At 67.9% G+C, this 24470-nt stretch carries 23 protein-coding genes; 12 read left to right on the plus strand and 11 right to left on the minus strand.

What is annotated here, in order from left to right; genetic code table 11:
- Positions 1–230: 230 nt before the first annotated feature.
- Positions 231–1718, minus strand: a complete 1488-nt coding sequence (gene zwf, locus ACW9UL_RS00510) for a glucose-6-phosphate dehydrogenase (RefSeq protein ID WP_177342939.1) — start codon at positions 1716–1718, stop codon at positions 231–233.
- Positions 1719–1821: 103 nt separating this feature from the next.
- Between zwf and hexR the strand changes: the two genes are divergently transcribed.
- The 4 genes from hexR (at position 1822) to ACW9UL_RS00530 (ending at position 5924) form a co-directional block, all read left to right on the plus strand.
- A complete protein-coding gene (hexR, locus tag ACW9UL_RS00515) occupies positions 1822–2688 on the plus strand; it encodes a transcriptional regulator HexR (RefSeq protein ID WP_021445989.1) in 867 nt (288 codons plus the stop codon).
- A 98-nt stretch (positions 2689–2786) separates the two neighbouring features.
- Positions 2787–2993 (plus strand): PA3496 family putative envelope integrity protein, encoded by a 207-nt coding sequence (locus ACW9UL_RS00520; RefSeq protein WP_021445990.1) that lies wholly within the window; start codon positions 2787–2789, stop codon positions 2991–2993.
- Positions 2994–3214: 221 nt separating this feature from the next.
- A complete protein-coding gene (locus tag ACW9UL_RS00525) occupies positions 3215–3673 on the plus strand; it encodes a (2Fe-2S)-binding protein (RefSeq protein WP_457788498.1) in 459 nt (152 codons plus the stop codon).
- Positions 3674–3686: 13 nt separating this feature from the next.
- A complete protein-coding gene (locus tag ACW9UL_RS00530; protein WP_457788499.1) occupies positions 3687–5924 on the plus strand; it encodes a xanthine dehydrogenase family protein molybdopterin-binding subunit in 2238 nt (745 codons plus the stop codon).
- A gap of 155 nt (positions 5925–6079) precedes the next feature.
- Here the strand turns inward: ACW9UL_RS00530 and ACW9UL_RS00535 are convergent, their stop codons facing one another.
- Together ACW9UL_RS00535 and ACW9UL_RS00540 are read right to left on the minus strand one after the other, a co-directional pair.
- Entirely contained in the window at positions 6080–7267 is a 1188-nt protein-coding gene (locus tag ACW9UL_RS00535) for an XdhC family protein (RefSeq protein ID WP_457788500.1), read from the minus strand.
- An 83-nt stretch (positions 7268–7350) separates the two neighbouring features.
- The gene (locus tag ACW9UL_RS00540) at positions 7351–8325 is read right to left on the minus strand and encodes a LysR family transcriptional regulator (protein WP_122110015.1); all 975 of its coding nucleotides are present in this window, start codon (positions 8323–8325) and stop codon (positions 7351–7353) included.
- 154 nt (positions 8326–8479) lie between these two features.
- Between ACW9UL_RS00540 and ACW9UL_RS00545 the strand changes: the two genes are divergently transcribed.
- The 4 genes from ACW9UL_RS00545 (at position 8480) to ACW9UL_RS00560 (ending at position 13230) form a co-directional block, all read left to right on the plus strand.
- A complete protein-coding gene (locus ACW9UL_RS00545) occupies positions 8480–9895 on the plus strand; it encodes an acetyl-CoA carboxylase biotin carboxylase subunit (protein ID WP_021443839.1) in 1416 nt (471 codons plus the stop codon).
- Positions 9896–9911: 16 nt separating this feature from the next.
- Entirely contained in the window at positions 9912–11720 is a 1809-nt protein-coding gene (oadA, locus tag ACW9UL_RS00550; RefSeq protein ID WP_457788501.1) for a sodium-extruding oxaloacetate decarboxylase subunit alpha, read from the plus strand.
- 264 nt (positions 11721–11984) lie between these two features.
- Positions 11985–12926, plus strand: coding sequence for a sodium-dependent bicarbonate transport family permease (locus ACW9UL_RS00555; protein ID WP_021443748.1), 942 nt, complete (start codon positions 11985–11987; stop codon positions 12924–12926).
- Between the two features lies 1 nt (position 12927).
- Positions 12928–13230, plus strand: coding sequence for a P-II family nitrogen regulator (locus tag ACW9UL_RS00560; protein ID WP_021443749.1), 303 nt, complete (start codon positions 12928–12930; stop codon positions 13228–13230).
- Between the two features lie 171 nt (positions 13231–13401).
- Here the strand turns inward: ACW9UL_RS00560 and ACW9UL_RS00565 are convergent, their stop codons facing one another.
- From ACW9UL_RS00565 to ACW9UL_RS00575, 3 genes are all read right to left on the minus strand, one after another.
- The gene (locus ACW9UL_RS00565; protein ID WP_021443750.1) at positions 13402–14130 is read right to left on the minus strand and encodes a carbonic anhydrase; all 729 of its coding nucleotides are present in this window, start codon (positions 14128–14130) and stop codon (positions 13402–13404) included.
- Between the two features lie 335 nt (positions 14131–14465).
- Positions 14466–15524, minus strand: a complete 1059-nt coding sequence (locus ACW9UL_RS00570) for a PA0069 family radical SAM protein (protein WP_457788502.1) — start codon at positions 15522–15524, stop codon at positions 14466–14468.
- A gap of 180 nt (positions 15525–15704) precedes the next feature.
- Positions 15705–16694 carry a bile acid:sodium symporter family protein gene (locus ACW9UL_RS00575; protein WP_457788503.1) on the minus strand — a complete coding sequence of 330 codons (990 nt, stop codon included), beginning with the start codon at positions 16692–16694 and terminating at the stop codon, positions 15705–15707.
- Positions 16695–16775: 81 nt separating this feature from the next.
- Here ACW9UL_RS00575 and ACW9UL_RS00580 point away from each other — a divergent pair, with 81 nt between their 5' ends.
- Complete coding sequence (locus ACW9UL_RS00580; protein ID WP_457788504.1) at positions 16776–17567, plus strand: AraC family transcriptional regulator; 792 nt, start codon at positions 16776–16778, stop codon at positions 17565–17567.
- Between the two features lie 212 nt (positions 17568–17779).
- On the opposite strand, the gene ACW9UL_RS00585 is transcribed toward ACW9UL_RS00580, so the two are convergent.
- A complete protein-coding gene (locus ACW9UL_RS00585; protein WP_397498740.1) occupies positions 17780–18043 on the minus strand; it encodes a YheV family putative zinc ribbon protein in 264 nt (87 codons plus the stop codon).
- A complete protein-coding gene (gene prlC, locus ACW9UL_RS00590) occupies positions 18040–20085 on the minus strand; it encodes an oligopeptidase A (RefSeq protein ID WP_457788505.1) in 2046 nt (681 codons plus the stop codon). The genes ACW9UL_RS00585 and prlC overlap by 4 nt, the downstream gene beginning before the upstream one ends.
- A 135-nt stretch (positions 20086–20220) precedes the next feature.
- Between prlC and ACW9UL_RS00595 the strand changes: the two genes are divergently transcribed.
- Entirely contained in the window at positions 20221–20763 is a 543-nt protein-coding gene (locus tag ACW9UL_RS00595) for a gamma carbonic anhydrase family protein (RefSeq protein ID WP_457788506.1), read from the plus strand.
- Positions 20763–21410, plus strand: coding sequence for an HAD family hydrolase (locus ACW9UL_RS00600; protein ID WP_457788507.1), 648 nt, complete (start codon positions 20763–20765; stop codon positions 21408–21410). The genes ACW9UL_RS00595 and ACW9UL_RS00600 overlap by 1 nt, the downstream gene beginning before the upstream one ends.
- Positions 21411–21512: 102 nt before the next feature.
- On the opposite strand, the gene ACW9UL_RS00605 is transcribed toward ACW9UL_RS00600, so the two are convergent.
- Complete coding sequence (locus ACW9UL_RS00605; RefSeq protein WP_021443284.1) at positions 21513–21743, minus strand: DUF1161 domain-containing protein; 231 nt, start codon at positions 21741–21743, stop codon at positions 21513–21515.
- Positions 21744–21804: 61 nt separating this feature from the next.
- Positions 21805–22863, minus strand: a complete 1059-nt coding sequence (locus ACW9UL_RS00610; protein WP_457788508.1) for an aminopeptidase — start codon at positions 22861–22863, stop codon at positions 21805–21807.
- Between the two features lie 85 nt (positions 22864–22948).
- Between ACW9UL_RS00610 and ACW9UL_RS00615 the strand changes: the two genes are divergently transcribed.
- Entirely contained in the window at positions 22949–23368 is a 420-nt protein-coding gene (locus tag ACW9UL_RS00615; RefSeq protein WP_122110005.1) for a PA0061/PA0062 family lipoprotein, read from the plus strand.
- Positions 23369–23438: 70 nt separating this feature from the next.
- Here the strand turns inward: ACW9UL_RS00615 and ACW9UL_RS00620 are convergent, their stop codons facing one another.
- The gene (locus tag ACW9UL_RS00620; protein WP_457788509.1) at positions 23439–24440 is read right to left on the minus strand and encodes an LLM class flavin-dependent oxidoreductase; all 1002 of its coding nucleotides are present in this window, start codon (positions 24438–24440) and stop codon (positions 23439–23441) included.
- Positions 24441–24470 lie beyond the last annotated feature (30 nt).

Below are 24470 nucleotides of genomic sequence, written 5' to 3' on the forward strand. Positions count from 1 at the left end.
ATAGCGAGCGGCGTGCCAGGTAATTTAATTTCAATAAAATCAATTAGTTGATATGACCGAGTTGCTGTTTTCGGTCATTGTGAGCGCTGCGTCACGTCTGGTTGCGCAACAAGTTGCGCAGTGCTGTGCAGCTTGTTGCGCAGCCTGCTGCAGGGCCCATGGTCGCTGGGCTGGGCCCGGCCCGGCGGAGGGTTATCCACAGCGGTCTGCGCAAGAAGCTGCCAGGTCGCTCACTCGGCCCAGTGCCGGCCATGGCGCTCCAGCAGGTGCTGCAGCTGCTCCGGGCCGTCGCTGCCGGCCGGGTAGGGACGCGGGCTCTGGTAGTGCTGATGCCAGCCCTGCAGGATGGGGTCGACCCACTGCCAGGCGGCCTCCACCTCGTCGCGGCGCATGAATAGCGTCGAGTCGCCTTCGATCACGTCCAGCAGCAGGCGCTCGTAGGCGTCCCAGCGGCGCTGCTGGCTGAAGGCGTCGGCCAGGTTGAGGTCCAGTTCCACGGGTTTGAGGTGCATGCCCTTGCCGGGGTTCTTGGCCATCAGCTGCAGGCTGATGCGCTCCTCGGGCTGCAGGCGGATCAGCAGCTGGTTGGCCTGGCCCTCGTGGAACAGGCGATGCGGCACCGGCTTGAACTGGATGAGGATTTCCGAGGTTTTCTTCGCCAGGCGCTTGCCGGTGCGCAGGTAGAAGGGCACGCCGGCCCAGCGCCAGTTGTCGATTTCCACCTGCACGGCGACGAAGGTTTCGGTGTCGCTGTCGTTGTCGACGTTCTTCTCGAAGTAGTAGGCCGGCACGTCGTGCCCGCCGATCTTGCCGGCGGTGTACTGGCCGCGCACAGTCTTGTCCTGCACGTCGAGGCCGCTGATCGGCTTGAGCGCCTCGAGAATCTTCACCTTCTCGTTGCGCACCGCCTCGGCGTCGAAGCGCACCGGTGCCTCCATGGCCACCAGGCAGAGCAGCTGCAGCAGGTGGTTCTGGATCATGTCGCGCATGGCGCCGGCATGGTCGTAGTAGGCGCCGCGGTTTTCCACGCCGAGGGTTTCGCACACGCTGATCTGCACGTGGTCGATATGCCCGGCGCGCCACACCGGCTCGAACAGGGCGTTGGCGAAGCGCAGCGCCATCAGGTTCTGCACGGTTTCCTTGCCCAGGTAGTGATCGATGCGAAACACCCGCGCCTCGTCGAACACCGCGCCGATGGCGGCGTTGATCGCCCGTGCCGAGTCCAGCGAATGGCCGATGGGTTTTTCCAGCACGATGCGCGCCTTGGGGCCGGCCAGGCCGGCGTTGGCCAGGTGCGCGGCGATGTCCTCGAACAGGTCCGGCGCGGTGGCCAGGTAGTAGACCCGCACGCGCTCGTCGTCGCGCCCCAGGCGTTTGCTCAGGCGGCCGAAGTCGGCGCTCTGCGCGGCGTCCATGGCGAAGTAGTCGAGGCGCGCGGCGAAGCTGGCCCAGGTGCCGGCATCGAAGTCGGCGCGTGCCACCTGAGCCCGGCAGCGGCGCTCGGCCAGGGCCTGGTAGGCCTCGCGGCTGTGGCTGCTGCGGGCCAGGGCGAGGATGCGCATGCCGGCGTGCAGACGCCCTTCGCGGTGCAGGTGATAGAGCGCGGGCAGCAGTTTGTGCAGGGCCAGATCGCCGGTGCCGCCGAAAACCAGCATGTCGCAGGGGATGCTCAAGAGAGGACTCCGACTCGGTTTAACCTGTGCGCGGCTGCGAGCCATGTAGTATAACTACAAGGCCACTACAACCGCCGGCCACCGATCATAACCGAGCCATGTCCGGTCGAGCGCCGCGCTTGACCCTTTTCTTCATAGAGCCGAATCCGTGAATCTGTTGCAACACATCGCCCAGTCGCGCCACCTGCTGCGCAAGTCCGAGCTCAAGGTGGCCGACCACGTCCTGCTCGACCCCGCTTCGGTGATGCACAGCTCCATGGCCGAGCTGGCCCATAGCGTCGGCATCAGCGAGCCGACCATCGTGCGTTTCTGCCGCGCCATCGGCTGCAGCGGCTTCCAGGACCTCAAGCTGAAGCTGGCGCAAAGCCTGGCCGCCGGCGCCAGCTTCGGCCAGTTCGCCATCCACGAGGACGACTCGGTCGCCGACTTCAGCCTGAAGATCTTCGACACCACCCTGCACACCCTGATGGAGGTGCGCGAGAAGCTCGACCCCGAGGCGCTGCAGCGTGCCATCGCCGCCTGCGCCCAGGCGCAGCGCGTGGAGTTTTACGGTTTCGGCGCGTCCGGCGCGGTGGCCGCCGATGCCCAGCACAAGTTCTTTCGCCTGCTGCTGACCGCCGCCGCCTACTCCGACCCGCATATGCAGGCGATGAGCGCGGTGACCCTCAAGCCATCCGACGTGGCCATCTGCATCTCGCAGTCGGGGCGTTCCAAGGACCTGTTGATCACCGCCAACCTGGTGCGCGAGTCCGGCGCCACGCTGATCACCCTGTGCCCGAGCCAGACCCCGCTGGCCGACCTGGCCACGGTCAACCTGGCCATCGACGTGCAGGAAGACACCGAGATCTACACCCCGCTGACCTCGCGCATCGCCCACCTGGTGGTGATCGACGTGCTGGCCATGGGCGTGGCCATGGCGCGCGGGCCGAGCCTGGTCAACCACCTCAAGAGCGTCAAGCGCAGCCTGCGCAGCCTGCGCCTGTCGCCGAAGTCGCTGCGCAACGTCGAGGACTGAGCGCAGCCGGTTTCACCGGCTGTTCATGTGGGCGCCGTCAAAGCGTCATCTGCCCGGAGGATGCTGAAGGCTCCAGTCCTCGTTCCGGGAGAACCGAGATGCCTCGTATCTTCGATGACGCGCCACTGCAGGCCAAGCCTGACGCCAAGACCCGCCGCAAACTCCAGGACCAGCGCCGCATGGCCTATCGCCGGGCCATCGAGGCCTACGCCGAGCAGTGCCAGCTGCAGCGCGAACTGGCCGACTATCCCGACCTGATCCCCGCCGGCTACCTGCTGGCCGGCGCCCAGCGCAACGCCGCCTGAACCCCGCCTGCGCCCGGCGCTCGCCGGGCCGGCCCGCCAGGGTTGCCCGATCCTGCGGACTTATTGCCCGGTTCTGCCGATCTGCGCGCGGGCCGACGACAGCGCCCGCGCGCCCCTCTAGAGTGATGCTCTGCCCCGCTGCGCATGACGCACGCGGGCCAGCGTGACCTGTCGGCCCTGGCGCCGGCTATCCAAGACCGGCCTGAAAAAGGTGGCAAACCATGATTACCCTGAACCTCAATGGCCAAGACCATGAGCTCGACATGGCCGACGACATGCCGCTGCTGTGGGCCTTGCGCGACGTCGCCAATCTCACCGGCACCAAATACGGCTGCGGCATGGCGCTGTGCGGCGCCTGCACGGTGAACGTGGAGGGGCAGCCGACCCGCTCCTGCGTGACCCCGGTATCGGCGCTGGTGGGCAAGCGCATCACCACCATCGAGGCGGTCGGCGAAGACGCCGTGGGTAAGGTGGTGCAGGACGCCTGGCGCCGGCTCGACGTGGTGCAGTGCGGCTACTGCCAGTCCGGGCAGATCATGGCCGCCACGGCGCTGCTCAGCGGCAACAAGGCGCCGAGCGACGCCGATATCGACGCGGCCATGAGCGGCAATATCTGCCGCTGCGCCACCTATGTGCGGATTCGCGCCGCCATTCACGACGCCGCCAAGCAACTGGCCTGAGGAGAGACGCAGCATGGGCAAGATCGAAATCCCCGATAGCGCCGCCCGCGGCATCCTCAATCTCAGCCGGCGCAGCCTGCTCAAGGGCGCCGGCGGCCTGGCTCTGGGCATCTTCTTCGCGCCGCTGCTGCGCGGTATGGAGGCGCTGGCGGCAGGTAGCCCGCTGGAGCCGAACGCCTTCGTGCGCATTGACCTCGACGGCACGGTGACCGTGCTGGCCAAACACCTGGAGATGGGCCAGGGCAGCTACACCGGCCTGGCCACGCTGCTCGCCGAAGAGCTGGACGCCGACTGGAACCAGGTGCGCGTCGAAGGCGCGCCGGCCGACGCCAAGCGCTACAACAACCTCGCCTTCGGGGCGATGCAGGGCACCGGCGGCAGCACCGCCATGGCCAACTCCTGGGAGCAGATGCGTAACGCCGGCGCCGTCGCCAAGGCCATGCTGGTGGCCGCCGCGGCGCAGCGCTGGGGCGTGCCGGCCGGCGAGATCGGCGTCAGCCAGGGCGTAGTCAGCCACGCCGGCTCCGGCCGCAGCGCCGGTTTCGGCGAGCTGGTCGAGGCTGCCGCGCAGCTGCCGGTGCCCGAGCAGGTGCAGCTCAAGGATGCCAAGGACTTCAAGCTGATCGGCAAGCGCGAACTGCGGCGCAAGGACAGCCTGGACAAGACCGACGGCAGCGCGATCTTCACCCAGGACTTCAAGCTGCCCGGCATGCTGGTGGCCATGGTCGCCTACCCGCCGCGTTTCGGCGGCGTGCCGCGGACCGTGGACAGCAGCAAGGCCAAGGCCGTGCGCGACGTGGTCGCGGTGGTGGAGTTTCGCGACCTGCCCCACGGCCGCGCCGGCGTGGCGGTGTTGGCGAAGAATACCTGGGCCGCGCGCCAGGGCCGCGACGCCCTGCTGATCGACTGGGACGAGAGCCAGGCCTTCACCCTCGGCAGCGCGGAAATCTTTGCCCAGTATCGCGAAGCCGCCGGCCAGCCGGGGCTGCCGGCCACGCGCAAGGGCGATGCCGACGCCGCGCTGACCGCGGCGGCGAAAACCCTCGAGGCCGAGTACGAGTTCCCCTACCTGGCGCATGCGGCGATGGAACCGATGAACTGCCTGGTGAAGCTGTCTGCCGAGCGCTGCGAGATCTGGAACGGCGAGCAGTTCCAGACCGTCGACCAGGCCATCATCGGCGGTTACCTGGGCCTGGCGCCGGAGCAGGTGTCGCTGACCCAGCTGTATGCCGGCGGCAGCTTCGGCCGCCGCGCCAGTTCGGTGTCGGACTATCTGCTGGAGGCGGTGGCCATCGCCAAGGCGGCGCGCGCCCAGGGCGTCGAGGCGCCGGTGAAGATGGTCTGGACCCGCGAGGACGACACCCGCGCTGGCTACTACCGGCCGCTGTACCTGCACCGCGTGCGCATCGGCCTGGATCAGGCCGGCAAGCTGCAGGCCTGGCACAACCGCATCGTCGGTCAGTCGATCATTGCCGGCACCTCGATGGAGTCGTTCCTGGTCAAGGAGGGGATCGACCACACTTCGGTGGAAGGGCTGTCCAATCTGGCCTACAGCGTGCCCAACCTGCAGGTGGAGCTGAGCACGCCGAGCAATATCAAGGTGCCGGTGCTGTGGTGGCGCTCGGTGGGCCATACCCACACCGGTTACGTCGCCGAAACCATGATCGACGAGGCCGCCGTGGCCGCCGGCCAGGACCCCTACGCCTTCCGTCATGCGCTGCTGGACAGCCAGCCGCGGCATCGTGGCGTGCTGGAACTGGCCGCCAAACAGGCCGGCTGGGACCAGCCGCTGGCTGCTGGTGCCGAGGGTGAGAAGCGCGGGCGCGGTATCGCCGTGCACGAGTCGTTCGGCTCCTTCGTCGCCCAGGTCGTCGAGGTGACGGTCAAGGCCGACGGCAGCTACAAGCTCGATCGCGTGGTCTGCGCGGTGGATTGCGGCATCGCCATCAACCCGGACGTGATCCGCGCGCAGATGGAGGGCGGCATCGGCTTCGGCCTGGCGGCGGCGTTGCATGGCGCGATCACCCTGAAGGAGGGACGCGTGGAGCAGTCGAACTTCCACGACTTCCAGGTGCTGCGGATGAACGAGATGCCCAGGGTCGAGGTGCATATCCTGCCGTCGGCGGAGAACCCGACCGGCGTCGGCGAGCCGGGCGTGCCGCCGCTGGCGCCGGCGCTGGCCAACGCGCTGTTCGCCGCCACCGGCGTGCGCCTGCGCCAGCTGCCGTTGCCGGCGCAGATCAAGGCCTGACGTCCGATACTGGAAACACGAACGCCCGGGGTAATCCCGGGCGTTCGTGTTTATGGAGGCTGTTTTTCCCGGATTGCATCCGGGCTAGGGTGTGGTGGGAGGCAAGAGCGTGTCGGGTGGACGACGCGAAGCTTGTCCACCTGTTTGATGGCGGCTCAGGATGCGTTCAGCCTGGTCGCCGTTTCGAGCTCGCTGGCGTCTTGCGGCGTCGGCACATGGATCGCCGCCTGGCGATGCTTGAGCATGCCGCCATCGCGCTGGTTCAGCGCTGCGGTCATTTCGGCGAGGATCGCCGTGGCCACGCTTTCCGGGGTGTCGCCGCCGATATCCAGGCCGATGGGGTAGTGCAGACGCTCCAGCGCCGGCAGACGCCTGGTGTGCTGGCGAATTTCTTCCAGCAGGCGTTCGGTGCGCTCGCGCGGCCCTAGCTGACCGATATAGACCGGCGCGCCCTGCAACACAGCGCCCAGCCAGTGGCGGTCCTGGCTGTAGCTGTGGCTCATCACCGCCACCAGCGCGCCGTCGGTCAGATGGTGCAGGGCGTAGGGCGAGCCGGTGTCGACCTGCAGCACCGCATCGGCCTCGGCAAAGCGCTCGGCGCGGGCGAAATGGGCGCGGCCGTCGATCACCGTGACTTGCCAGTCCAGCAGCTTGGCCATATGCACCAGCGGCTGCGCATCGTGGCCGGCGCCGAAGATCACCAGACGCCGTTGCGGCGCCAGGTATTCGCAGAACACCTCGATCTCGCCGCGCGCATCGCGGTAGCTGTGCAGCGAGGAGCGGCCTCGAGCCAGGGTCTCGGCCAGATCGGCGCGCACTCGGGCGTCCAGCGCCGGATCGAGCAGGCGCGCGCTGTCGGCGTGAGCCGGATGCAGCAACAGGCGCTCGCCAACCCTGACGCGGGCGTTGCGGTAGCTGGCGATCACCGTGGCCACGGCGCCGGCCTGGCCGCTTTCGCGCACCCGGCGCAGCAGGCCGAGCAGCGCCAAGGGTCTTTCGCCGCTGTGGCGCTCGAGCAGCACGTGCACGGTGCCGTTGCAGCCGAGGCCGAAGGTCAACGCGGCGTCCTGGTCGTCGTCATCGTCCTGGGTGGCGGTGCTGTAGCGGCGGATCACCGGCTCGCCGCCGTCGGTCAGCCACCAGGCCTTCTTCGCCACCTCGGACTCCAGGCAGCCGCCGCTGATGGTACCGACCGTGCCGCCGTAGAGCGGAATCAGCATGCGTGCACCGGGGCGGCGGTAGGCCGAGCCCTCGACCTTGACCACCGTGGCGAGCACGGCCTGGCCGCCGTCGCGCTCGACGGCGGCGATGGCGCCGAGCAGGGCGCTGGTTCCCGACAGCATTGGCTTCTCTCCCAGGCAGGTTCGGCGGGGCGCAGGGGCGCGCCGCCCAGGCTGCCAATGTCGCGCAGGCCAGTTACGAAGGGTTAGGCCGATCCTGCTGGATCATTGCCCGATCCTGCCGCTCCGAGCTGAAAGCGCTCGGCCAGCTGGCCGATGGCGGCGCGCTCGCTGCGGATAAAGTCGAGAAAGGCCTGGGCCACCGGCGACAGGCGCCGGCCGCGGTTGTTCACCGCGCACCAGCTGCGGTACAGCGGCAGTTCGGCCACCGCCAGCTCGCGCAGCAGGCCGTGGCGCAATTCCAGATGCACCGCGTGGCGCGGCAGCAGGGCCAGGCCGAGGCCGGCGATCACCGCCTCGCGCTGGGCGTCCAGCGAGCCGATCTCCAGGGTCTGGGGAAAGTGCGCGCGCTTCTGGTGGCAGTATTCCTCGCAGGCGCGGCGGGTGCCCGAGCCGCTTTCGCGGATCAGCAGCGGATAGGCGGTGAGGTCCTGCAGCTGGAGGTCGTCTCGTGCGCAGAGCGGATGATCCGGCGGCGCTACTGCGATGATGGGGTTGTTGAGAAACGGCAGAAAATCCAGCGCCATGTCCTGCGGCACCTGGCTCATGATCAGCAGGTCGTCGCGGCTCAGGCTCAGGCGGCGTACCGCCAGGGCATGGTTGACCACCGTGAGGTTCAGGCTGACTTCGGGGTACTGGCGGCGAAAAGCGGCGAAAAGGTGGGGAATGAAGTACTTGGCGCTGGATTCCACGCACAGGTTGAGCTGCCCCTGCAGCGAGCCCTGCAGGTCCGACAGCTGCATGTCCAGGCTCTCCAGGCGGCCGAAGATGTCGCTGCCGGCGCGCTTGAGCGCCTCGGCCGCCTCGGTCAGGTAGAGCTTCTTGCCGACGTATTCGAACAGCGGCTGGCCGACCAGCTCCTCCAACTGGCGAATCTGCAGGCTCACCGCCGGCTGGGTCAGCGCCATCTCGTCGGCGGCGCGGCTGTACGAGCCGTGGTCGCACACGGCACGGAACACCTGGAGTTGGCGCAGGGTCATGCGCAGCAGGGTTTTACGCACGCTTTGCTCCTCGCTGGATCAATGCATAAGTAATTACTTATGTCTGATCAAATAATTATTGATTTTGGTTAATTCGTACAGCCAGCTAGGGTAACTGGGCGTTCGCCGTATTGGCCGCCGCGACCCTGACAGCTCTGCGCTGAGGATTCCAACCGTGATCAAGAAAATCCTGATCGCCAACCGTGGTGAGATTGCCGTCCGCATCGTGCGCGCCTGCGCCGAAATGGGCATTCGCTCGGTGGCCATCTATTCCGAGGCCGACCGCCACGCGCTGCACGTCAAGCGCGCGGACGAGGCGCACAGTGTCGGCGACGACCCGCTGGCCGGCTACCTGAACCCGCGCAAGCTGGTCAACCTGGCGGTGGAGACCGGCTGCGACGCCCTTCATCCGGGCTACGGTTTCCTCTCCGAGAACGCCGAGCTGGCGGAGATCTGCGCCGAGCGCGGGGTCAAGTTCATCGGCCCCTCCGCCGAAGTGATTCGCCGCATGGGCGACAAGACCGAGGCGCGGCGCAGCATGATCAAGGCCGGCGTGCCGGTCACCCCGGGCACCGAGGGCAACGTCGCCGATCTCGCCGAGGCGCTGCGCGAAGCCGAGCGCATCGGCTACCCGGTGATGCTCAAGGCCACCTCCGGCGGCGGCGGCCGCGGCATTCGCCGCTGCAACTCGCGCGAGGAGCTGGAGCAGGCCTACCCGCGGGTGATCTCCGAGGCCACCAAGGCCTTCGGCAGCGCCGAAGTCTTCCTGGAAAAGTGCATCGTCAATCCCAAGCATATCGAGGCGCAGATCCTCGCCGACAGCCTCGGCAACACCGTGCACCTGTACGAGCGCGACTGCTCGATCCAGCGCCGTAACCAGAAGCTGATCGAGATCGCCCCCAGCCCGCAGCTGACCCCCGAGCAGCGCGCCTACATCGGCGACCTGGCGGTGCGCGCGGCGCAGGCGGTGGGCTACGAGAACGCCGGCACTGTGGAGTTCCTGCTCGCCGAGGGCGAGGTGTACTTCATGGAGATGAACACCCGGGTGCAGGTGGAGCACACCATCACCGAGGAAATCACCGGCATCGACATCGTTCGCGAGCAGATTCGCATCGCCAGCGGCTTGCCGCTGTCGGTCAAGCAGGACGACATCATCCACCGCGGCTTTGCCCTGCAGTTTCGCATCAACGCCGAGGACCCGAAGAACAACTTCCTGCCCAGCTTCGGCAAGATCACCCGCTACTACGCCCCCGGCGGCCCCGGCGTGCGCACCGACACGGCGATCTACACCGGCTACACCATTCCGCCTTACTACGACTCGATGTGCCTGAAGCTGGTCGTCTGGGCGCTGACCTGGGAAGAGGCGATGGACCGCGGCCTGCGTGCGCTGGACGACATGCGCGTGCAGGGCGTGCGCACCACCGCGCCCTATTACCAGGAAATCCTGCGCAACCCGGAGTTCCGCAGCGCCGAGTTCAACACCAGCTTCGTCGAGAGCCATCCGGAGCTGACCCAGTATTCGATCAAGCGCAACCCGTCGCACCTGGCCATCGCCATCGCCACCGCCATCGCGGCCCACGCCGGCCTGTAGGGGAAGGATTCAGAACATGAGCAAAAAGATCTCGATCACCGATACCATCCTGCGCGACGCCCACCAGTCGCTGCTGGCCACCCGCATGCGCACCGAGGACATGCTGCCGATCTGCGACAAGCTCGACCGCGTCGGCTACTGGTCGCTGGAAGTCTGGGGCGGCGCCACCTTCGACGCCTGCGTGCGCTTCCTCAAGGAAGACCCCTGGGAGCGCCTGCGCCAGCTCAAGGCGGCGCTGCCCAACACCCGCCTGCAGATGCTCCTGCGCGGGCAGAACCTGCTCGGCTACCGGCACTACAGCGATGACGTGGTGCGCGCCTTCGTCGCCAAGGCCGCGGTCAACGGCATCGATGTGTTCCGCATCTTCGACGCGATGAACGACGTGCGTAACCTGCGCGTGTCCATCGAGGCGGTGAAGGCCGCCGGCAAGCACGCCCAGGGCACCATCGCCTACACCACCAGCCCGGTGCACACCATCGACGCCTTCGTCGAGCAGGCCAAGCAGATGGCCGCCATGGGCGTGGATTCCATCGCCATCAAGGACATGGCCGGCCTGCTCACCCCCTACGCTACCGGCGATCTGGTCAAGGCGCTGAAAGACGCCCTGCCGCTGGAGGTGGTGGTGCACTCGCACGATACCGCCGGCGTGGCCAGCATGTGCCAGCTCAAGGCCGTGGAGAACGGCGCCGACCGCATCGACACCGCCATCTCCAGCATGGCCTGGGGCACCAGCCACCCGGGTACCGAGTCGATGGTCGCAGCGCTGCGTGGCACGCCCTACGACACCGGCCTGGATCTGGAATTGATCCAGGAGATCGGCCTGTATTTCCACGCCGTGCGCAAGAAGTACCACCAGTTCGAGAGCGAGTTCACCGGCGTCGACACCCGCGTGCAGGTCAATCAGGTGCCGGGCGGGATGATTTCCAACCTGGCCAACCAGTTGAAGGAACAGGGCGCGCTCAATCGCATGGGCGAGGTGCTGGAGGAGATTCCGCGGGTGCGTGCCGACCTCGGCTACCCGCCGCTGGTCACCCCGACCTCGCAGATCGTCGGCACCCAGGCCTTCTTCAACGTGCTCGCCGGCGAGCGCTACAAGACCATCACCAACGAGGTGAAGCTGTACCTGCAGGGCCGCTACGGCAAGGCGCCGGGCAAGGTCAATGACGAGCTGCGCAAGCGCGCCATCGGTAACGAAGAAGTCATCGACGTGCGCCCGGCCGACCTGCTCAAGCCTGAGATGGCCAAGCTGCGCGAGGAGATCGGTAGCCTGGCCAAGTGCGAGGAGGACGTGCTGACCTTCGCCATGTTCCCCGACATCGGCCGCAAGTTCCTCGAGGAGCGTGCCGCCGGCACCCTCAAGCCCGAGGTCCTGCTGCCGCTGCCGCAGGCCGGCGGCGCGGCGCCGGTGGGCGGCGAGGGCGTGCCCACCGAGTTCGTGGTGGACGTGCACGGCGAGAGCTACCGCGTCGACATCACCGGCGTCGGCGTCAAGGGTGACGGCAAGCGTCACTTCTACCTGTCCATCGACGGCATGCCGGAAGAGGTGGTGTTCGAGCCGCTCAACGACTTCGTCGCCGGCACCGGCGGCAAGCGCAAGCAGGCCAGCGCGCCGGGCGACGTGTCCACCACCATGCCGGGCAACATCGTCGACGTGCTGGTCAAGGTCGGCGACGCGGTCAAGGCCGGCCAGGCGGTGCTGATCACCGAAGCGATGAAGATGGAGACCGAGGTGCAGGCGCCGATCGCCGGCACGGTCAAGGCGGTGCACGTGGCCAAGGGCGACCGAGTCAACCCGGGCGAGGTGCTGGTGGAAATCGAAGGTTAACCTCATGGAGCCCGGCCTGTTGAATGGGCAAGTTTGATGGGATCGCCCGGGCTCCTTTTTTATTTCGGCGCGACGGCGCGCGCGTGTTGTCCCGGGGGCCGCAAGGCTCCCTTTTTTTGATCGCGCGCGTGCCGGCGCGCCTACGCTTTCCGGTCATGTCCCGGTGCGTCGCCCGGTGGCGAGGCAAAGCAGGGCGATCAGCACCGCCCTGTGCCGGGGCATGGCCTTTTCCTTCGTTTCACCCGATCTAGGAGGTGAGCTCAAGTGGCTCTGGACCCGGTGGTGCTGTTCTTCGTCTTCGGCCTGGTCGCCGGTCTGCTCAAGAGCGAGCTGAAGCTGCCGGCGGCGCTGTACGAGACGCTGTCGATCATTCTTCTGCTGGCCATCGGCCTGCACGGCGGCGTGGAGCTGGCCGAGCAGGCCAGCCTGCAGCTGCTCGGCCAGTCGGCGCTGGTGCTGGCGCTCGGCGTGCTGTTGCCGTTGCTCGCCTTCGTCCTGCTGCGCGGCCTGCGCTTCGACCGCATCAACGCCGCCGCGGTGGCTGCGCACTACGGCTCGGTCAGCGCCGGTACCTTCGCCGTGGTGGTGGCCTATCTGCTGGCCAAGGGCGTCGCGTTCGAGAGCTATATGCCGCTGTTCGTGGCCATCCTGGAGATTCCCGCGATCCTGGTCGGTATCGTCCTGGCCAAGGGCATCTCCCGCGAGACCCACTGGGGCGAGCTGGGCCGCGAGATCTTCCTCGGCAAGAGCATCATGCTGCTACTCGGCGGCCTGGTGATCGGCGCCATCGCCGGCAAGGAGGCGATCAAGCCGCTGGAGCCGCTGTACACCAGCATGTTCAAGCCGGTGCTGGCGTTCTTCCTGCTGGAGATGGGCCTGATCGCCTCCGGTCAGCTCGGTGCGCTAAAGCAGTTCGGCCTGCGCCTGGCCGCCTTCGCCCTGCTGATGCCGCTGCTCGGCGCGCTGATCGGCGCCCTGCTGGCGCGCTTCATGGGCTTGAGCCTGGGCGGCACGGCGATGCTCGCCACCCTGGCCGCCTCGGCCTCCTATATCGCGGTGCCGGCGGCCATGCGCCTGGCGCTGCCGGAGGCCAATCCCTCGCTGTCGCTGACCGCTTCGCTGGGGATAACCTTCCCTTTCAATATCCTGCTCGGCATCCCGCTGTACCTGGCGCTGGCCGAGCTATTGATCGCCTGGGGATTCTGAGATGAACGCACATAGCCGTACCCTGCTCACCGTGATCTGCGAGGCGGCGCTGGAGAAGAAGCTGCTGGCCGACCTGGAGGCGCTCGGCGCCCCCGGCTGGACCCTCTCCGACGCCCGCGGCCGCGGGCACCGCGGCGTGCGCAGCGCCGATTGGGACACCGAGGGCAATATCCGCCTGGAAATCATCTGCGGCCGCGAGCTGGCCGAGCGCATCGCCGAACACCTGCAGGCGCGCTACTACGACCATTTCGCCATGGTCTGCTACCTGGCGCAGGTGGAGGTGCTGCGCGGGGAGAAGTTCTGAGTCGCCGCTCGTAGGCTGCGCTGTGCGCACCGGCTACGGAGACGCTTTAGGATAAGAGCGTCGCGGCTAAAGCCCCTCCCACCTTGCAGTGCATCTGCGAGAGAGGCGTCAGCCGCGACCTGGTGAGACTTGGTGCGCGCGACCTGGGCGGCCCCGCGACACCCCAGGCTTTCAGCTCTGCGGGTAGCGCGCGCGCGGGGTGGCCATCGGCACCTTGTCGCCATCGAGCGGCAGGAAGCCGCCCAGCTCGGCGTCGTAGGCCTTGATCTGGCTGGTTTCGATGTCGTACACCCAGCCGTGGATGAACAGTTGGCCGCGCGCCAGCTTGGCCGCCACCGAGGGATGGGTGCGCAGGTGGTCGAGCTGGGCCACCACGTTTTCCTCGGTCAGCACGGCGAGGGTTTCCTGGTCGTTGCCGCAACTGCAGTTCTCCGCCACCACCGTGCGCGCCACTTCGGCATGGCGCAGCCAGGCCTTGACCGTGGGCATGGTTTCCAGCGAGGCCGGATTGAGCACCGCCTTCATCGCGCCGCAGTCGGAATGGCCGCAGATGACGATGTGCTGCACGCCCAGGGCCATCACCGCGTACTCGATGGCGGTGGACACGCCACCCATCATCTGGCCGTAGGGCGGCACCACGTTGCCGACGTTGCGGTTGACGAACAGGTCGCCCGGCGAGCTCTGGGTGATCAGTTCCGGCACCACCCGCGAGTCGGCGCAGGTGATGAACATGGCGCGCGGGTTCTGCGCGGTGGCGAGCTTCTTGAACAGCTCTTCCTGCTGCGGGAATACCTCGTTGCGAAAGCGTTTGAAGCCGTCGACGATGCTTTGCAGCGCCTGCTCGGCGGTTTCGTTGCCCTCGTGGGTCTGAAGCGGAATGACCTGGTGTTTGTAAGGCATGCCCTGAACCTCTATGAACCTGAAAAGACGCTGCTAAGAACCTGCATACGATCTGCTGCGCGTCGGCCCTACTGCGTTAAGAACAGACTCGGACTGCTCATTTACAGCTCGTAAACTCCGCGTCCTCGTCTGTTTGACTCGCTGGCGCTTGCCCTTCGGGCCAGCCTTCGGCTGTTACTCCCGTTGGTCGTTGCGCCTTGTATGGCTCTAGCTCGCGAGATCGTAAACACGTCCTAAACCGACAGCCGCAGCCGCTGGCGAGTCACACGCCAAGTGTCGCCTTACGACCGGTGCGGCGACAACCCGCAGGCCCGTGCAGAGTGTGGCCGGCTGCGTCAGAGCAGGGCCAGCTGTCCGCCCGGCGGGGCGAAGCGGCTGCAGTCCAGTTGCAGGGCCTGGCGCCGCTGCAGGCCGAGGCGGCGGATGGCCAGGGCGAAGCGCTGCGCCAGCAGTTTGGCGAAGGCGCCCTCGCCGCGAAAGCGCGCGCCGAACCGGCTGTCGTACAGCTCGCCGCCGCGGCTCTGGCGGATCAGGCTGAGCACGTGCTCGGCGCGCTGCGGGTGATGCGCCCGCAACCACTCCTCGAACAGCGGCGCCACCTCGCGCGGCAGGCGCAGCAGCATGTAGTTGGCGCTCTGTGCGCCGGCCTGCTGCGCCGCTTCGAGCAGGCGCTCCAGTTCCATGTCGTTGATCATCGGGATCATCGGCGAACACAGCACGCCGACCGGGATATCCTGCTGGCGCAGCACGCGGATCGCCCGCAGGCGTGCCGAAGGCGCCGCCGCGCGCGGCTCGAGGATGCGCTTGAGTTCGTCATCCAGGGTGGTGAGGCTGATATACACCGCCACCAGGCGCTGCTTGGCCAGCTCGGCGAGCAGGTCGAGGTCGCGCAGGATCAGCGCGCCCTTGGTGACGATGGTCACCGGGTGGCGGTAGTCGAGGAGGATTTCCAGGCACTGGCGGGTCAGCCGCTGCTCGCGCTCGATCGGCTGGTAGGGGTCGGTGTTGGCACCCAGGTTGATCGGCGCGCACTGGTAGCCGGGCTTGCTCAGCTGCTGCTGGAGCAGAGCGGCGGCGTTGGTCTTGGCGATCAGCCGGGTCTCGAAGTCCAGCCCCGGCGACAGGTCCCAGTAGGCGTGGCTGGGCCGCGCGTAGCAGTAGATGCAGCCGTGCTCGCAGCCGCGGTAGGGGTTGATCGAGCGGTCGAAGGGCAGGTCCGGCGACTGGTTGCGGCTGATGATGGTCTTGGCGGTTTCCGCGCGCACCTCGGTGGCGCGGCTCGGCGGCACTTCCTCGAACCAGCCGTCGTCGCTGGCGATCACCCGGGTCGGGGCGAAGCGGTTATGCGGATTGCTGGCGGTGCCACGGCCACGTGGCGGCAGGCTGACGGACATGCTCGGACTCCTCGATATACTGTATAAAAATACAGTTATTTTGCGTCCGAGCAAGTGCCGGTCATCAGCTGTAGGTCGGGTTGAGGAGCCCGCGACCAAGCCCAACGAGCGATGGTGGGCACGACGCCGAGGCCAGGTCACCAGGTACCGTCGTTGGGCTTCGCTGCGCTCAGCGCCGGGCTATGCCGGGGCGGCCTCCTGCGCCATCTCCGGCCGCCTGGCATAACGTTGCGCCAGTACCGCGCAGACCATCAGCTGGATCTGGTGGAACAGCATCAGCGGCAGGATCAGCAGGCCGATGCTGCTACCGGCGAACAGCACCTGGGCCATGGGAACTCCGGTGGCCAGGCTCTTCTTCGAGCCGCAGAAGAGGATGGTGATGCGGTCTTCCAGGCTGAAGCCCAGCCACTTGCCGAGCAGGTGGGTGAGCAGCAGCGCCAGCGCCAGCAGCACGCAGCAGGCCAGCACCAGGGCCAGCAGGGTGAGCAGCGGCACCTGCTGCCACAGGCCGCCGATCACCGCGGCGCTGAAGGCGGTGTAGACCACCAGCAGGATCGAGCTCTGGTCGACGTACTTCAGCCAGCCCTTGTTGCGGGTCACCCAGGCGCCGATCCAGCGTTGGGCGATCTGCCCGAGGATGAACGGCAGCAGCAGCTGCAGGCTGATCTTGCCGATGGCGTCCAGGGTCGAGTCGTTGGCGCCCTCAACGCCCATCAGCAGCGCCACCAGCAGCGGGGTGAGGAAGATGCCGAGCAGGCTGGAGGCGGCCGCGCTGCAGATCGCCGCGGCGATATTGCCGCGCGCCAGCGAGGTGAAGGCGATGGCCGACTGCACCGTGGCCGGCAGGGCGCAGAGGTAGAGCATGCCCAGGTACAGCTCGGTGCCGATCAGCGGCGCCAGCAGCGGCTTGAGCGCCAGGCCGAGCAGGGGAAACAGCACGAAGGTGCAGGCGAATACCAACAGATGCAGGCGCCAGTGCCCGGCGCCGGCGAGGATGGCCTGGCGCGACAGCTTGGCGCCGTGGAGGAAGAACAGCAGGGCGATGGCCAGGTTGGTGATCCACTCGAAGGCCACGGCCACCTGGCCGCTGGCGGGCAGGACGGTGGCGATCAGCACCACGGCGAGCAGGGTCTGGGTAAAGGCATCGGGCAGGAAGCGGCGCAGGGACATGGCGACTCTCGGGCTTGCGGTACGGGAGGCGGCCACACTATCGTGCTGGAAAATTTCCGGCTAACGCCAAAGAGCCAGCAAGTGTCGCCAAACAGACATTCGTCCACCCTGCACCGCAGCCTGCCCGAGCTGCCGAGTCTGCCGCGGCCGCTCTATGGCCGGGTCGAATCGCTGAGCAACCGCGCGCTGACCTTCCGCCACAGCCACCCCTGGGTGCAGCTGTCCTACGCCATCGCCGGGGTGCTCGAGGTGCAGACCGCCGGCGCCCGATTCGTCGCCCCGCCGCAACGCGCGGTGTGGGTGCCGGCGGGCGTCGAGCACCGGGTGTTCAGCTCGCCGCGCACCGAGATGCGCAGCCTCTATATCGACGGCAGCGCGGTGCCCTGGGGGCCGGACGCGTGCCGGGTGCTGGCGGTCAGTCCGCTGCTGCGCGAGCTGATTCGCGGCTTCAGTGCGCTGCCGGTGGAATACGACGAACAGGGCGCGCCAGGCCGGCTGGCCGCGGTGCTGCTGGATCAGTTGCGCGCCGCGCCGGAGGTGGCGCTGATGCTGCCGCTGCCGCAGGACGCGCGGCTGCGCGAGGTATGTCTGGGGCTGGAGGATGCGCGCCTGCGCCAGCTCGGCCTGGGCGAATGGGGCGAGCGCCTGGGGGTGTCGGAGAAGACCCTTAGCCGCCTGTTCTTGCGCGAGACCGGGCTGAGCTTTCGCGCCTGGCGCCAGCGTCAGCGCCTGCTCGATGCGCTGACCCCGCTGGAGCAGGGCGAGCGCGTCACCGACGTGGCACTGGCCTGCGGCTACGACTCGCTATCGGCCTTTATCGCCGCCTTTCGCCGCCAGTTCGGCGCGACGCCGGGGGAGTTCTTTCGCGAGTAGCGGAGAGGGCGGGGGGTAGTTCGCCTGCATCAATCGCCACGATTCGTAGGGGGGTTAGCCGCTTGTCACCGGGGCTGAAAAAACCGTTGTACCTGCTGCGGCGTAACCCGCCATCGGCGCAACACGGCCTATCGCCTGGTGGGTTACGCGGCGCGCTGCCTTTATCGGCGCTTGCAAGATCGGCGGTCGGCGCCGCTAACCCACCCTACGGATCACTCGCTCGGCTTTTTCAGCTTGGGATTGGGGAAGAACTGCACCGCCTGCACCTTGGGGTCGGCGGCCTTGGGCTTCAGGCCGCTGACGTTGACCCGGGTGGGGATCTCCTTGGGTACCGAGTTGCCGCGCGCGTCGAGGGTGTCGGCGTAGCCGCAGGCCACGCATTCGCGGTGCGGCACGCCGTCCTCGTCCCACATCTGGATCTTGTCCTGCTCGCTGCAGGCCGGGCACACGGCGCCGGCGATAAAACGCTTCTTCACGCGGCCTCCTGGCTCAGGCCGAGGTGGCGCAGCAGGGCGTCGATCTTGGGTTCGCGGCCGCGGAAGTCGACGAACAGCACCATCGGCTCCTGCGAGCCGCCACGGGCGAGGATGGCTTCGCGGAAGGCGCGGCCGGTGTCGGCGTTGAACACCCCTTCTTCCTCGAATTTCGAGAAGGCGTCGGCGCTGAGCACCTCGGCCCACTTGTAGCTGTAGTAACCGGCCGCGTAGCCGCCGGCGAAGATGTGCGCGAAGCCGTTGGCGAAGCGGTTGTAGGCCGGCGGACGCAGCACCGAGACTTCGTCACGGATGGCTTCGAGCACCTCCAGCACGCTGCGGCCGTCGCCGTGGGTGGCGTGCAGCTCGAAGTCAAACAGGGAGAACTCCAGCTGGCGCACCATCATCAGGCCGGACTGGAAGTTCTTCGCCGCCAGCATCTTGTCCAGCATGGCCTGCGGCAGCGGCTCGCCGGTTTCATGGTGGCCGGAGATCAGCGCCAGGCCCTCGGGCTCCCAGCACCAGTTCTCCATGAACTGGCTAGGTAATTCGACGGCATCCCAGGCGACCCCATTGATCCCCGAGGCGCCGGCATGCTCGACGCGGGTCAGCAGGTGGTGCAGGCCATGGCCGAACTCGTGGAACAGGGTGGTGACCTCGTCGTGGGTCAGCAGCGCCGGCTTGCCGCCGACCGGCGGGGTGAAGTTGCACACCAGGTTGGCCACCGGGCTGATCAGGCTGCCGTCGGCGGCGCGGCGCTTGTCGCGCGCGCCGTCCATCCAGGCGCCGCCGCGCTTGTTGGCGCGGGCATAGAGGTCGAAGAAGAAGCGGCCGACGTGCTGGCCGTTCTCCTGGATTTCGAACAGGCGCACGTCCGGGTGCCAGCTGTCGAAGTCTTTCAGCTCGCGAATCTCGATGCCGTAGAGCTTCTGCACGATGGCGAACAGGCCGGTGAGCACCTTGTCCACCGGGAACCAGGCGCGCACCTGTTCCTGGGAGATGCTGTAGCGCTGCTGGCGCAGTTTCTCGCTGTAGTAGCCGACGTCCCAGCTTTGCAGGTCATTCAGGCCCTGCTCGGCGGCGAAGGCCTTGAGCTCGGCCAGGTCCTGCGCGGCGAAGGGTTTGCTGCGCACGGCCAGGTCGCGCAGGAAGCTCAGCACCTGCTCGGTGGATTCGGCCATCTTGCTGGCCAGGCTCAGCTCGCTGTAGTGGGCGAAGCCGAGCAGGCGCGCCAGCTCCTGGCGCAGGTCGAGGATCTCGGCCATCAGCGGGCCGTTGTCGTGCTGGCCGGCGTTCGGCCCCTGGTCGGAGGCGCGGGTGCAGTAGGCGGCGTAGATTTCCTCGCGCAGGGCGCGGTCGTCGGCGTAGGTGATCACCGCGAAGTAGCTGGGGAACTCCAGGGTGATCAGCCAGCCGTCCAGGCCCTTGGCCGCGGCGGCCTGCTGCATCTGCGCCTTGGCCGAATCGGTGAGGCCGGCAAGCACAGCCTCGTCGGTGACGTGCTTGGTCCAGGCCTGGGTGGCGTCGAGCAGCTGGTTGGAGAATTTGCTGGTCAGCTCGGACAGGCGCATCTGGATTTCGCCGTAGCGCTTCTGCTGCTCGGCCGGCAGGTCGATGCCGGACAGGCGGAAATCGCGCAGCGCATGCTCGAGGATGGTCTTCTGTGCGACGTCGAAGCCGGCGGCCTCGGGGCTGCCCGCCAGCGCGTCGTAGGCCTGGAACAGCGGCTTGTTCTGGCCCAGCTCGGTCCAGTACTCGGACAGCTTGGGCAGGCAGGCCTCGTAGGCGGCGCGCAGCTCCGGGCTGTTGCACACCGCGTTGAGGTGGCTGACCGGGCCCCAGGCGCGGCCCAGGCGCGCGCCCAGCTCGTCCAGCGCCAGCACCAGGCCGTCCCAGCTCGGCTCGGCCTGCTGCTGGAGCAGTTCGGCGATGGCCGCGCGGCTGTCGGCCAGGATCTGGTCGATGGCCGGCTCGACGTGCTCGGGTTTGATCTGCGAGTAGGGCGGCAGGTCGAAGTCTTGCAGCAGGGGGTTGTTCGCGGTCACGACGAGGCACCTGTGGCGAATGGATTCCAGGGTTGCGACCCCGGGACGCGATAAACAATCCAGGGTCGATAACAACCGACATGGGGGCCATCTTAATTACAATCAAGCTTTCCCGCAGCCCAGGAGATTTCTATCGTGGCGATTCGCAGCTACCAACAGTTCACCCCGCAGCTCGGCGAGCGGGTGTTCGTCGACGCCAGCGCCGTGGTGCTGGGCGATGTGGAAATCGGCAGCGACAGCTCGGTGTGGCCGATGGTGGTGGTGCGCGGTGACATGCACAGCATCCGCATCGGTGCGCGCACCAGCGTGCAGGACGGCAGCGTGCTGCACATCACCCACGCCGGGCCGTTCAACCCGGCCGGCTATCCGCTGATCATCGGCGACGAGGTGACGGTCGGGCATAACGTCACCCTGCACGGCTGCACCCTGGGCAATCGCATCCTGGTCGGCATGGGCAGCATCGTCATGGACGGCGTGGTGGTCGAGGACGAGGTGGTGATCGGTGCCGGCAGCCTGGTGCCGCCGGGCAAGCGCCTGGCGAGCGGCTACCTCTATGTCGGCAGCCCGGTAAAACAGGCCCGGGCGCTGACCGAGCAGGAACGCAGCTACTTCGCCTACAGCGCGGCCAACTACGTGCGTCTGAAGGACCTGCATCTGGTCGAGGGGTATGACGGCTGATGCATTACCAGACCATCCTCTTCGACCTCGACGGCACCCTCACCGACCCGCGCGAGGGCATCACCCGTTCGGTGCAGTACGCCCTGGCCAAGCTGGGCATCGACGAGCCGGACCTGGCGGCGCTGGAGCACTTCATCGGCCCGCCGCTGCTGCAGTGCTTCATGGCCAGCTACGCGCTGGACGAGGCCACGGCCTGGCAGGCGGTCAATCACTACCGCGAGCGTTTCAAGCTCACCGGGCTGTACGAGAACCGCCTGTTCGACGGCGTGCCGGCGCTGCTCGGCGAGCTGGCGGGGCAGGGCCGCAACCTGTATATCGCCACCAGCAAGCCGACGGTGTTCGCCGAGGAGATCGCCCGTCACTTCGGTTTCGCCGGGCACTTCAAGCGCATCTACGGCAGCGAGCTGGACGGCACGCGCACCGACAAGGTGGCGCTGCTGGCGCATCTGCTGGAATGCGAGGGGCTGGCGCCGCAGACGGCGCTGATGATCGGCGACCGCAAGCACGACCTGATCGGCGCGCGGCGCAACGGCCTGGATGCGGCGGCGGTGGGCTACGGCTTCGGCAGTCGCGAGGAGCTGCTCGGCGAGGCGCCGACCTACCATTTCGCGACGCTGGAGGAGCTGCACCGGGCCTTCATCTGCTGAGGGGCTGTAGCAGCGAGCGCTGCTCGCGAATGCTGCCCAGGCGAGCGCTTCGCGAGCCAGCTCGCGCCTGCAAGAACTGAGGTGGCCAGCTGAGGGGAGGTATCAGCCGTTCTTCTGGTAGATGATCTTCTTGCTGCCGCCGTCGCAGCTGCCGACCACCATGCTCTGGTCGGTGACCTCGTCGTTGGCGACGATTTCCAGGGTGTAGCTGGGCACGCCGGCGGCCTGGATCTTCACTTCGATTTCTTCCTTGAGTTCTTCACAGGGCTTGGGCGCGGCCTGCGCGCCGGCGGCGAGCAGCATCAGGGCCAGGGTGGGTATCAGGCGTTGCATCGCTTACCTCCGGTGTCGAGCGAGTCCTGTCACTTTCGACAGGCAGATGGGTTGGCCAGTTCTAGCCGCCGGCCTGCAGCCTGTCCAATGCCGCGCGACGCTCTGCCTGCGGCAGCCGACCAAGGGCGGCCACCGCCCGGTAGAAGGCCGCCCAGTCGCCTGCGTGCTGGGCGAACAGCGCGGCGAAGGCCGGCACCCGCTGGTCGTAGAGGCCGAACGGCAGCAGCTTGGCGTTGTTCAGCGGGCTTTCGATCCAGGCATCGAAGCGGCCGTTGCCGCCCCATTCGCGCTGGCGCAGGGCGCGGTAGTCGCGGCGTAGGCGCTCGAACTCGGCCTGCTTGGCGGCGCGCATCGCCGCCGCGTCCAGTTCGCTGGCGTACAGCCGCTGCAGGCGCTCGCGGCTGGCCAGCACCAGGTCGACGAACTGCTGGCGCTGGCGCTCGCCGTCGTCCGCGTGCGCTTCGCCGCGGCTGGCCTGCCACTGGCGCAGGCCTTCGCGCTCGACGAAGGTGGCGAAGGACTCGTTGAACGCGGTGTCGCCGGCCAGGTAGTACTGCTGGTGCGCCAGCTCGTGGAAGATCACCGCCACCAGGCGCTGGTCGCTCCAGCGCAGCATGGTGTTGAGCAGCGGGTCGTCGAACCAGCCGAGGGTGGAATAGGCTTCCACCCCGCCGATATGGGTGTCCAGGCCCTGCTGACGCAGCAGCGCGGCGCCGCCGCGGGCCCGGCCCAGTTGGTAATAGCCGCGGTAGGCGACGCAGCCGGCGATGGGGAAACAGTGCAGCTCGGGCTCCAGGGAAAACTCCGGCGTGGCGAACAGGTTCCATACCACGAAGGGCCGGCCGAGGTCGGCGTACAGGCGGTAGCTGCGGTTGTCCGGCAGGCCCAGCTGGCTGCTGGCGAAGTCGCGCGCCTGCTGCGCCAGGGCCAGGCGCCGCGCCAGCTGCGGCTCGGTGGCGGGATCGGCGAGCAGGCGCGCGACCGGCTGGCGTGCCTGCAGCAGCTGCCACTGGCCCTGGCCGAGGTGGGCGTAGTAGTCCAGGGTCGAGCAACCGCCCAGCAGCAGCGCGAGCAGGGGAGCGCTAAGGCGACGCAGCAGATGGAGGCGGGCGATGGGCATGGCGCCACGCTACCCCATCGGCGCAGCTGCCTCCAGCGCCGAATGGGCGTAGGCTAGGGTTTCGCGCCACAGACTGGAGGTCGCCATGCGTGCCCTGCTTATCGCCGCCGCGCTGCTGCTCGGTGCCTGCGCTTCACCCCTGCCGAAACCCGACCCGCAGCAGGCCTGGGTCGATCTCTACGCGCCGGCCGGCGACCTGCTGATGGCCGACCGCCTGGACCGCAAGCGCTGGCCGGACGGCCGCTACTTCCAGGTCGGCCCCGGTGCCCACGAACTGCTGGTGCGCCTGCAGTTCGAGGCCAGCCGCGGCGGCGGCATGGGCTTCAACAGCGAACCCTTGCTGCTGACCTGCGAACTGCGCCTGCGCTACGACGAGTTCGCCGCCGGCCAGCGCTACCGGGTGGAGGCCCGCTCGATGGCGATGACCGCCCAGGCCTGGCTCTACGACGAGCAGCGCAACGTGCTGGCGCGCGGCAAGGTGATGCGCTGCGGCACCGCGATCTAGCTGAGGCGGCAGCGTCCCCACCTCGTCCGAGCAGCAGGTTGGACAACCCGCAGCTTGTCCGCCGGCTGGTTCAGCCGCGCTGCAGTTCGGCGAGGATGTCGAAGGCGTGCAGGCGGTCGGCGAAGTCGTACATGTCGCAGGTGAAGATCAGCTCGTCCGCCTCGGTCTGCTCCAGCAGCTGCTCCAGGCGGCTGCGCACGGTCTGCGGTCCGCCGATGGCGGCCAGGCCGAAGAACTCGCTGACCCCCTGGCGCTCGTGCGGCAGCCACAGCCCTTCCATGCTCGCCACCGGCGGCCGTTGCACCAGGCTCTGCCCGCGCAGCAGGGCGAGGATGCGCTGGAACGCCGAGGTGGCCAGGTACTGCGCCTGCTCGTCGCTGTCGGCCGCCAGCAGCGGTACACCGAGCATCACATAGGGTTTGTCCAGCACCTCGGAAGGTCTGAAGTGGTTGCGGTAGATGCGCAGCGCCTCGTGCAGGTAGCGCGGCGCGAAGTGCGAGGCGAAGGCATAGGGCAGCCCCTTCATTCCCGCCAGCTGCGCGCTGAACAGGCTGGAGCCGAGCAGCCAGATCGGCACCTGGGTGCCGGCGCCGGGCATGGCGATCACCCGTTGATCCGGGGTGCGCGGGCCGAAGTAGGCCTGCAGCTCCTCGACGTCGCCGGGGAAATCCTCGGCGCTGCCGTCGCGGCTGCGGCGCAGGGCGTGGGCGGTGTACTGGTCGGCGCCGGGCGCGCGGCCCAGGCCCAGGTCGATGCGCCCGGGATAGAGCGTGGCGAGGGTGCCGAACTGCTCGGCGATCACCAGCGGCGCGTGGTTGGGCAGCATCACCCCGCCGGCGCCGAGGCGGATGCGCGAGGTGCCGGCGGCCAGGTAGCCGAGCAGCACGGCGGTGGCGGAGCTGGCGATGCCGTCCATGTTGTGGTGTTCGGCGACCCAGAAGCGCTGGAAGCCGAGGCTTTCCACGTGCCGCGCCAGCGCCAGCGAGTTGTGCAGGGCCTGGGCGGCGTCGCCGTCGTCGCGGATCGGTGCCAGGTCGAGGGTGGACAGCTTGATCGAGGCCAGTCGGCTCATGAGGGGCTCCTCGTTGCGTGGCCGGCCACT

Source organism: Pseudomonas sp. PL-6 (assembly GCF_054110165.1).

Coding starts and splice junctions, on each gene's coding strand:
- ACW9UL_RS00560 (WP_021443749.1), top strand. CDS start 12,928: ATGAACGCACATAGCCGTACCCTGCTCACCGTGATCTGCGAGGCGGCG.
- ACW9UL_RS00605 (WP_021443284.1), bottom strand. CDS start 21,743: ATGCAACGCCTGATACCCACCCTGGCCCTGATGCTGCTCGCCGCCGGC.
- ACW9UL_RS00570 (WP_457788502.1), bottom strand. CDS start 15,524: ATGTCCGTCAGCCTGCCGCCACGTGGCCGTGGCACCGCCAGCAATCCG.
- ACW9UL_RS00520 (WP_021445990.1), top strand. CDS start 2,787: ATGCCTCGTATCTTCGATGACGCGCCACTGCAGGCCAAGCCTGACGCC.
- ACW9UL_RS00575 (WP_457788503.1), bottom strand. CDS start 16,694: ATGTCCCTGCGCCGCTTCCTGCCCGATGCCTTTACCCAGACCCTGCTC.
- ACW9UL_RS00535 (WP_457788500.1), bottom strand. CDS start 7,267: ATGCTGTCGGGAACCAGCGCCCTGCTCGGCGCCATCGCCGCCGTCGAG.
- ACW9UL_RS00620 (WP_457788509.1), bottom strand. CDS start 24,440: ATGAGCCGACTGGCCTCGATCAAGCTGTCCACCCTCGACCTGGCACCG.
- ACW9UL_RS00600 (WP_457788507.1), top strand. CDS start 20,763: ATGCATTACCAGACCATCCTCTTCGACCTCGACGGCACCCTCACCGAC.
- zwf (WP_177342939.1), bottom strand. CDS start 1,718: ATGGCTCGCAGCCGCGCACAGGTTAAACCGAGTCGGAGTCCTCTCTTG.
- ACW9UL_RS00525 (WP_457788498.1), top strand. CDS start 3,215: ATGATTACCCTGAACCTCAATGGCCAAGACCATGAGCTCGACATGGCC.
- ACW9UL_RS00530 (WP_457788499.1), top strand. CDS start 3,687: ATGGGCAAGATCGAAATCCCCGATAGCGCCGCCCGCGGCATCCTCAAT.
- ACW9UL_RS00610 (WP_457788508.1), bottom strand. CDS start 22,863: ATGCCCATCGCCCGCCTCCATCTGCTGCGTCGCCTTAGCGCTCCCCTG.
- ACW9UL_RS00565 (WP_021443750.1), bottom strand. CDS start 14,130: ATGCCTTACAAACACCAGGTCATTCCGCTTCAGACCCACGAGGGCAAC.
- oadA (WP_457788501.1), top strand. CDS start 9,912: ATGAGCAAAAAGATCTCGATCACCGATACCATCCTGCGCGACGCCCAC.
- ACW9UL_RS00615 (WP_122110005.1), top strand. CDS start 22,949: ATGCGTGCCCTGCTTATCGCCGCCGCGCTGCTGCTCGGTGCCTGCGCT.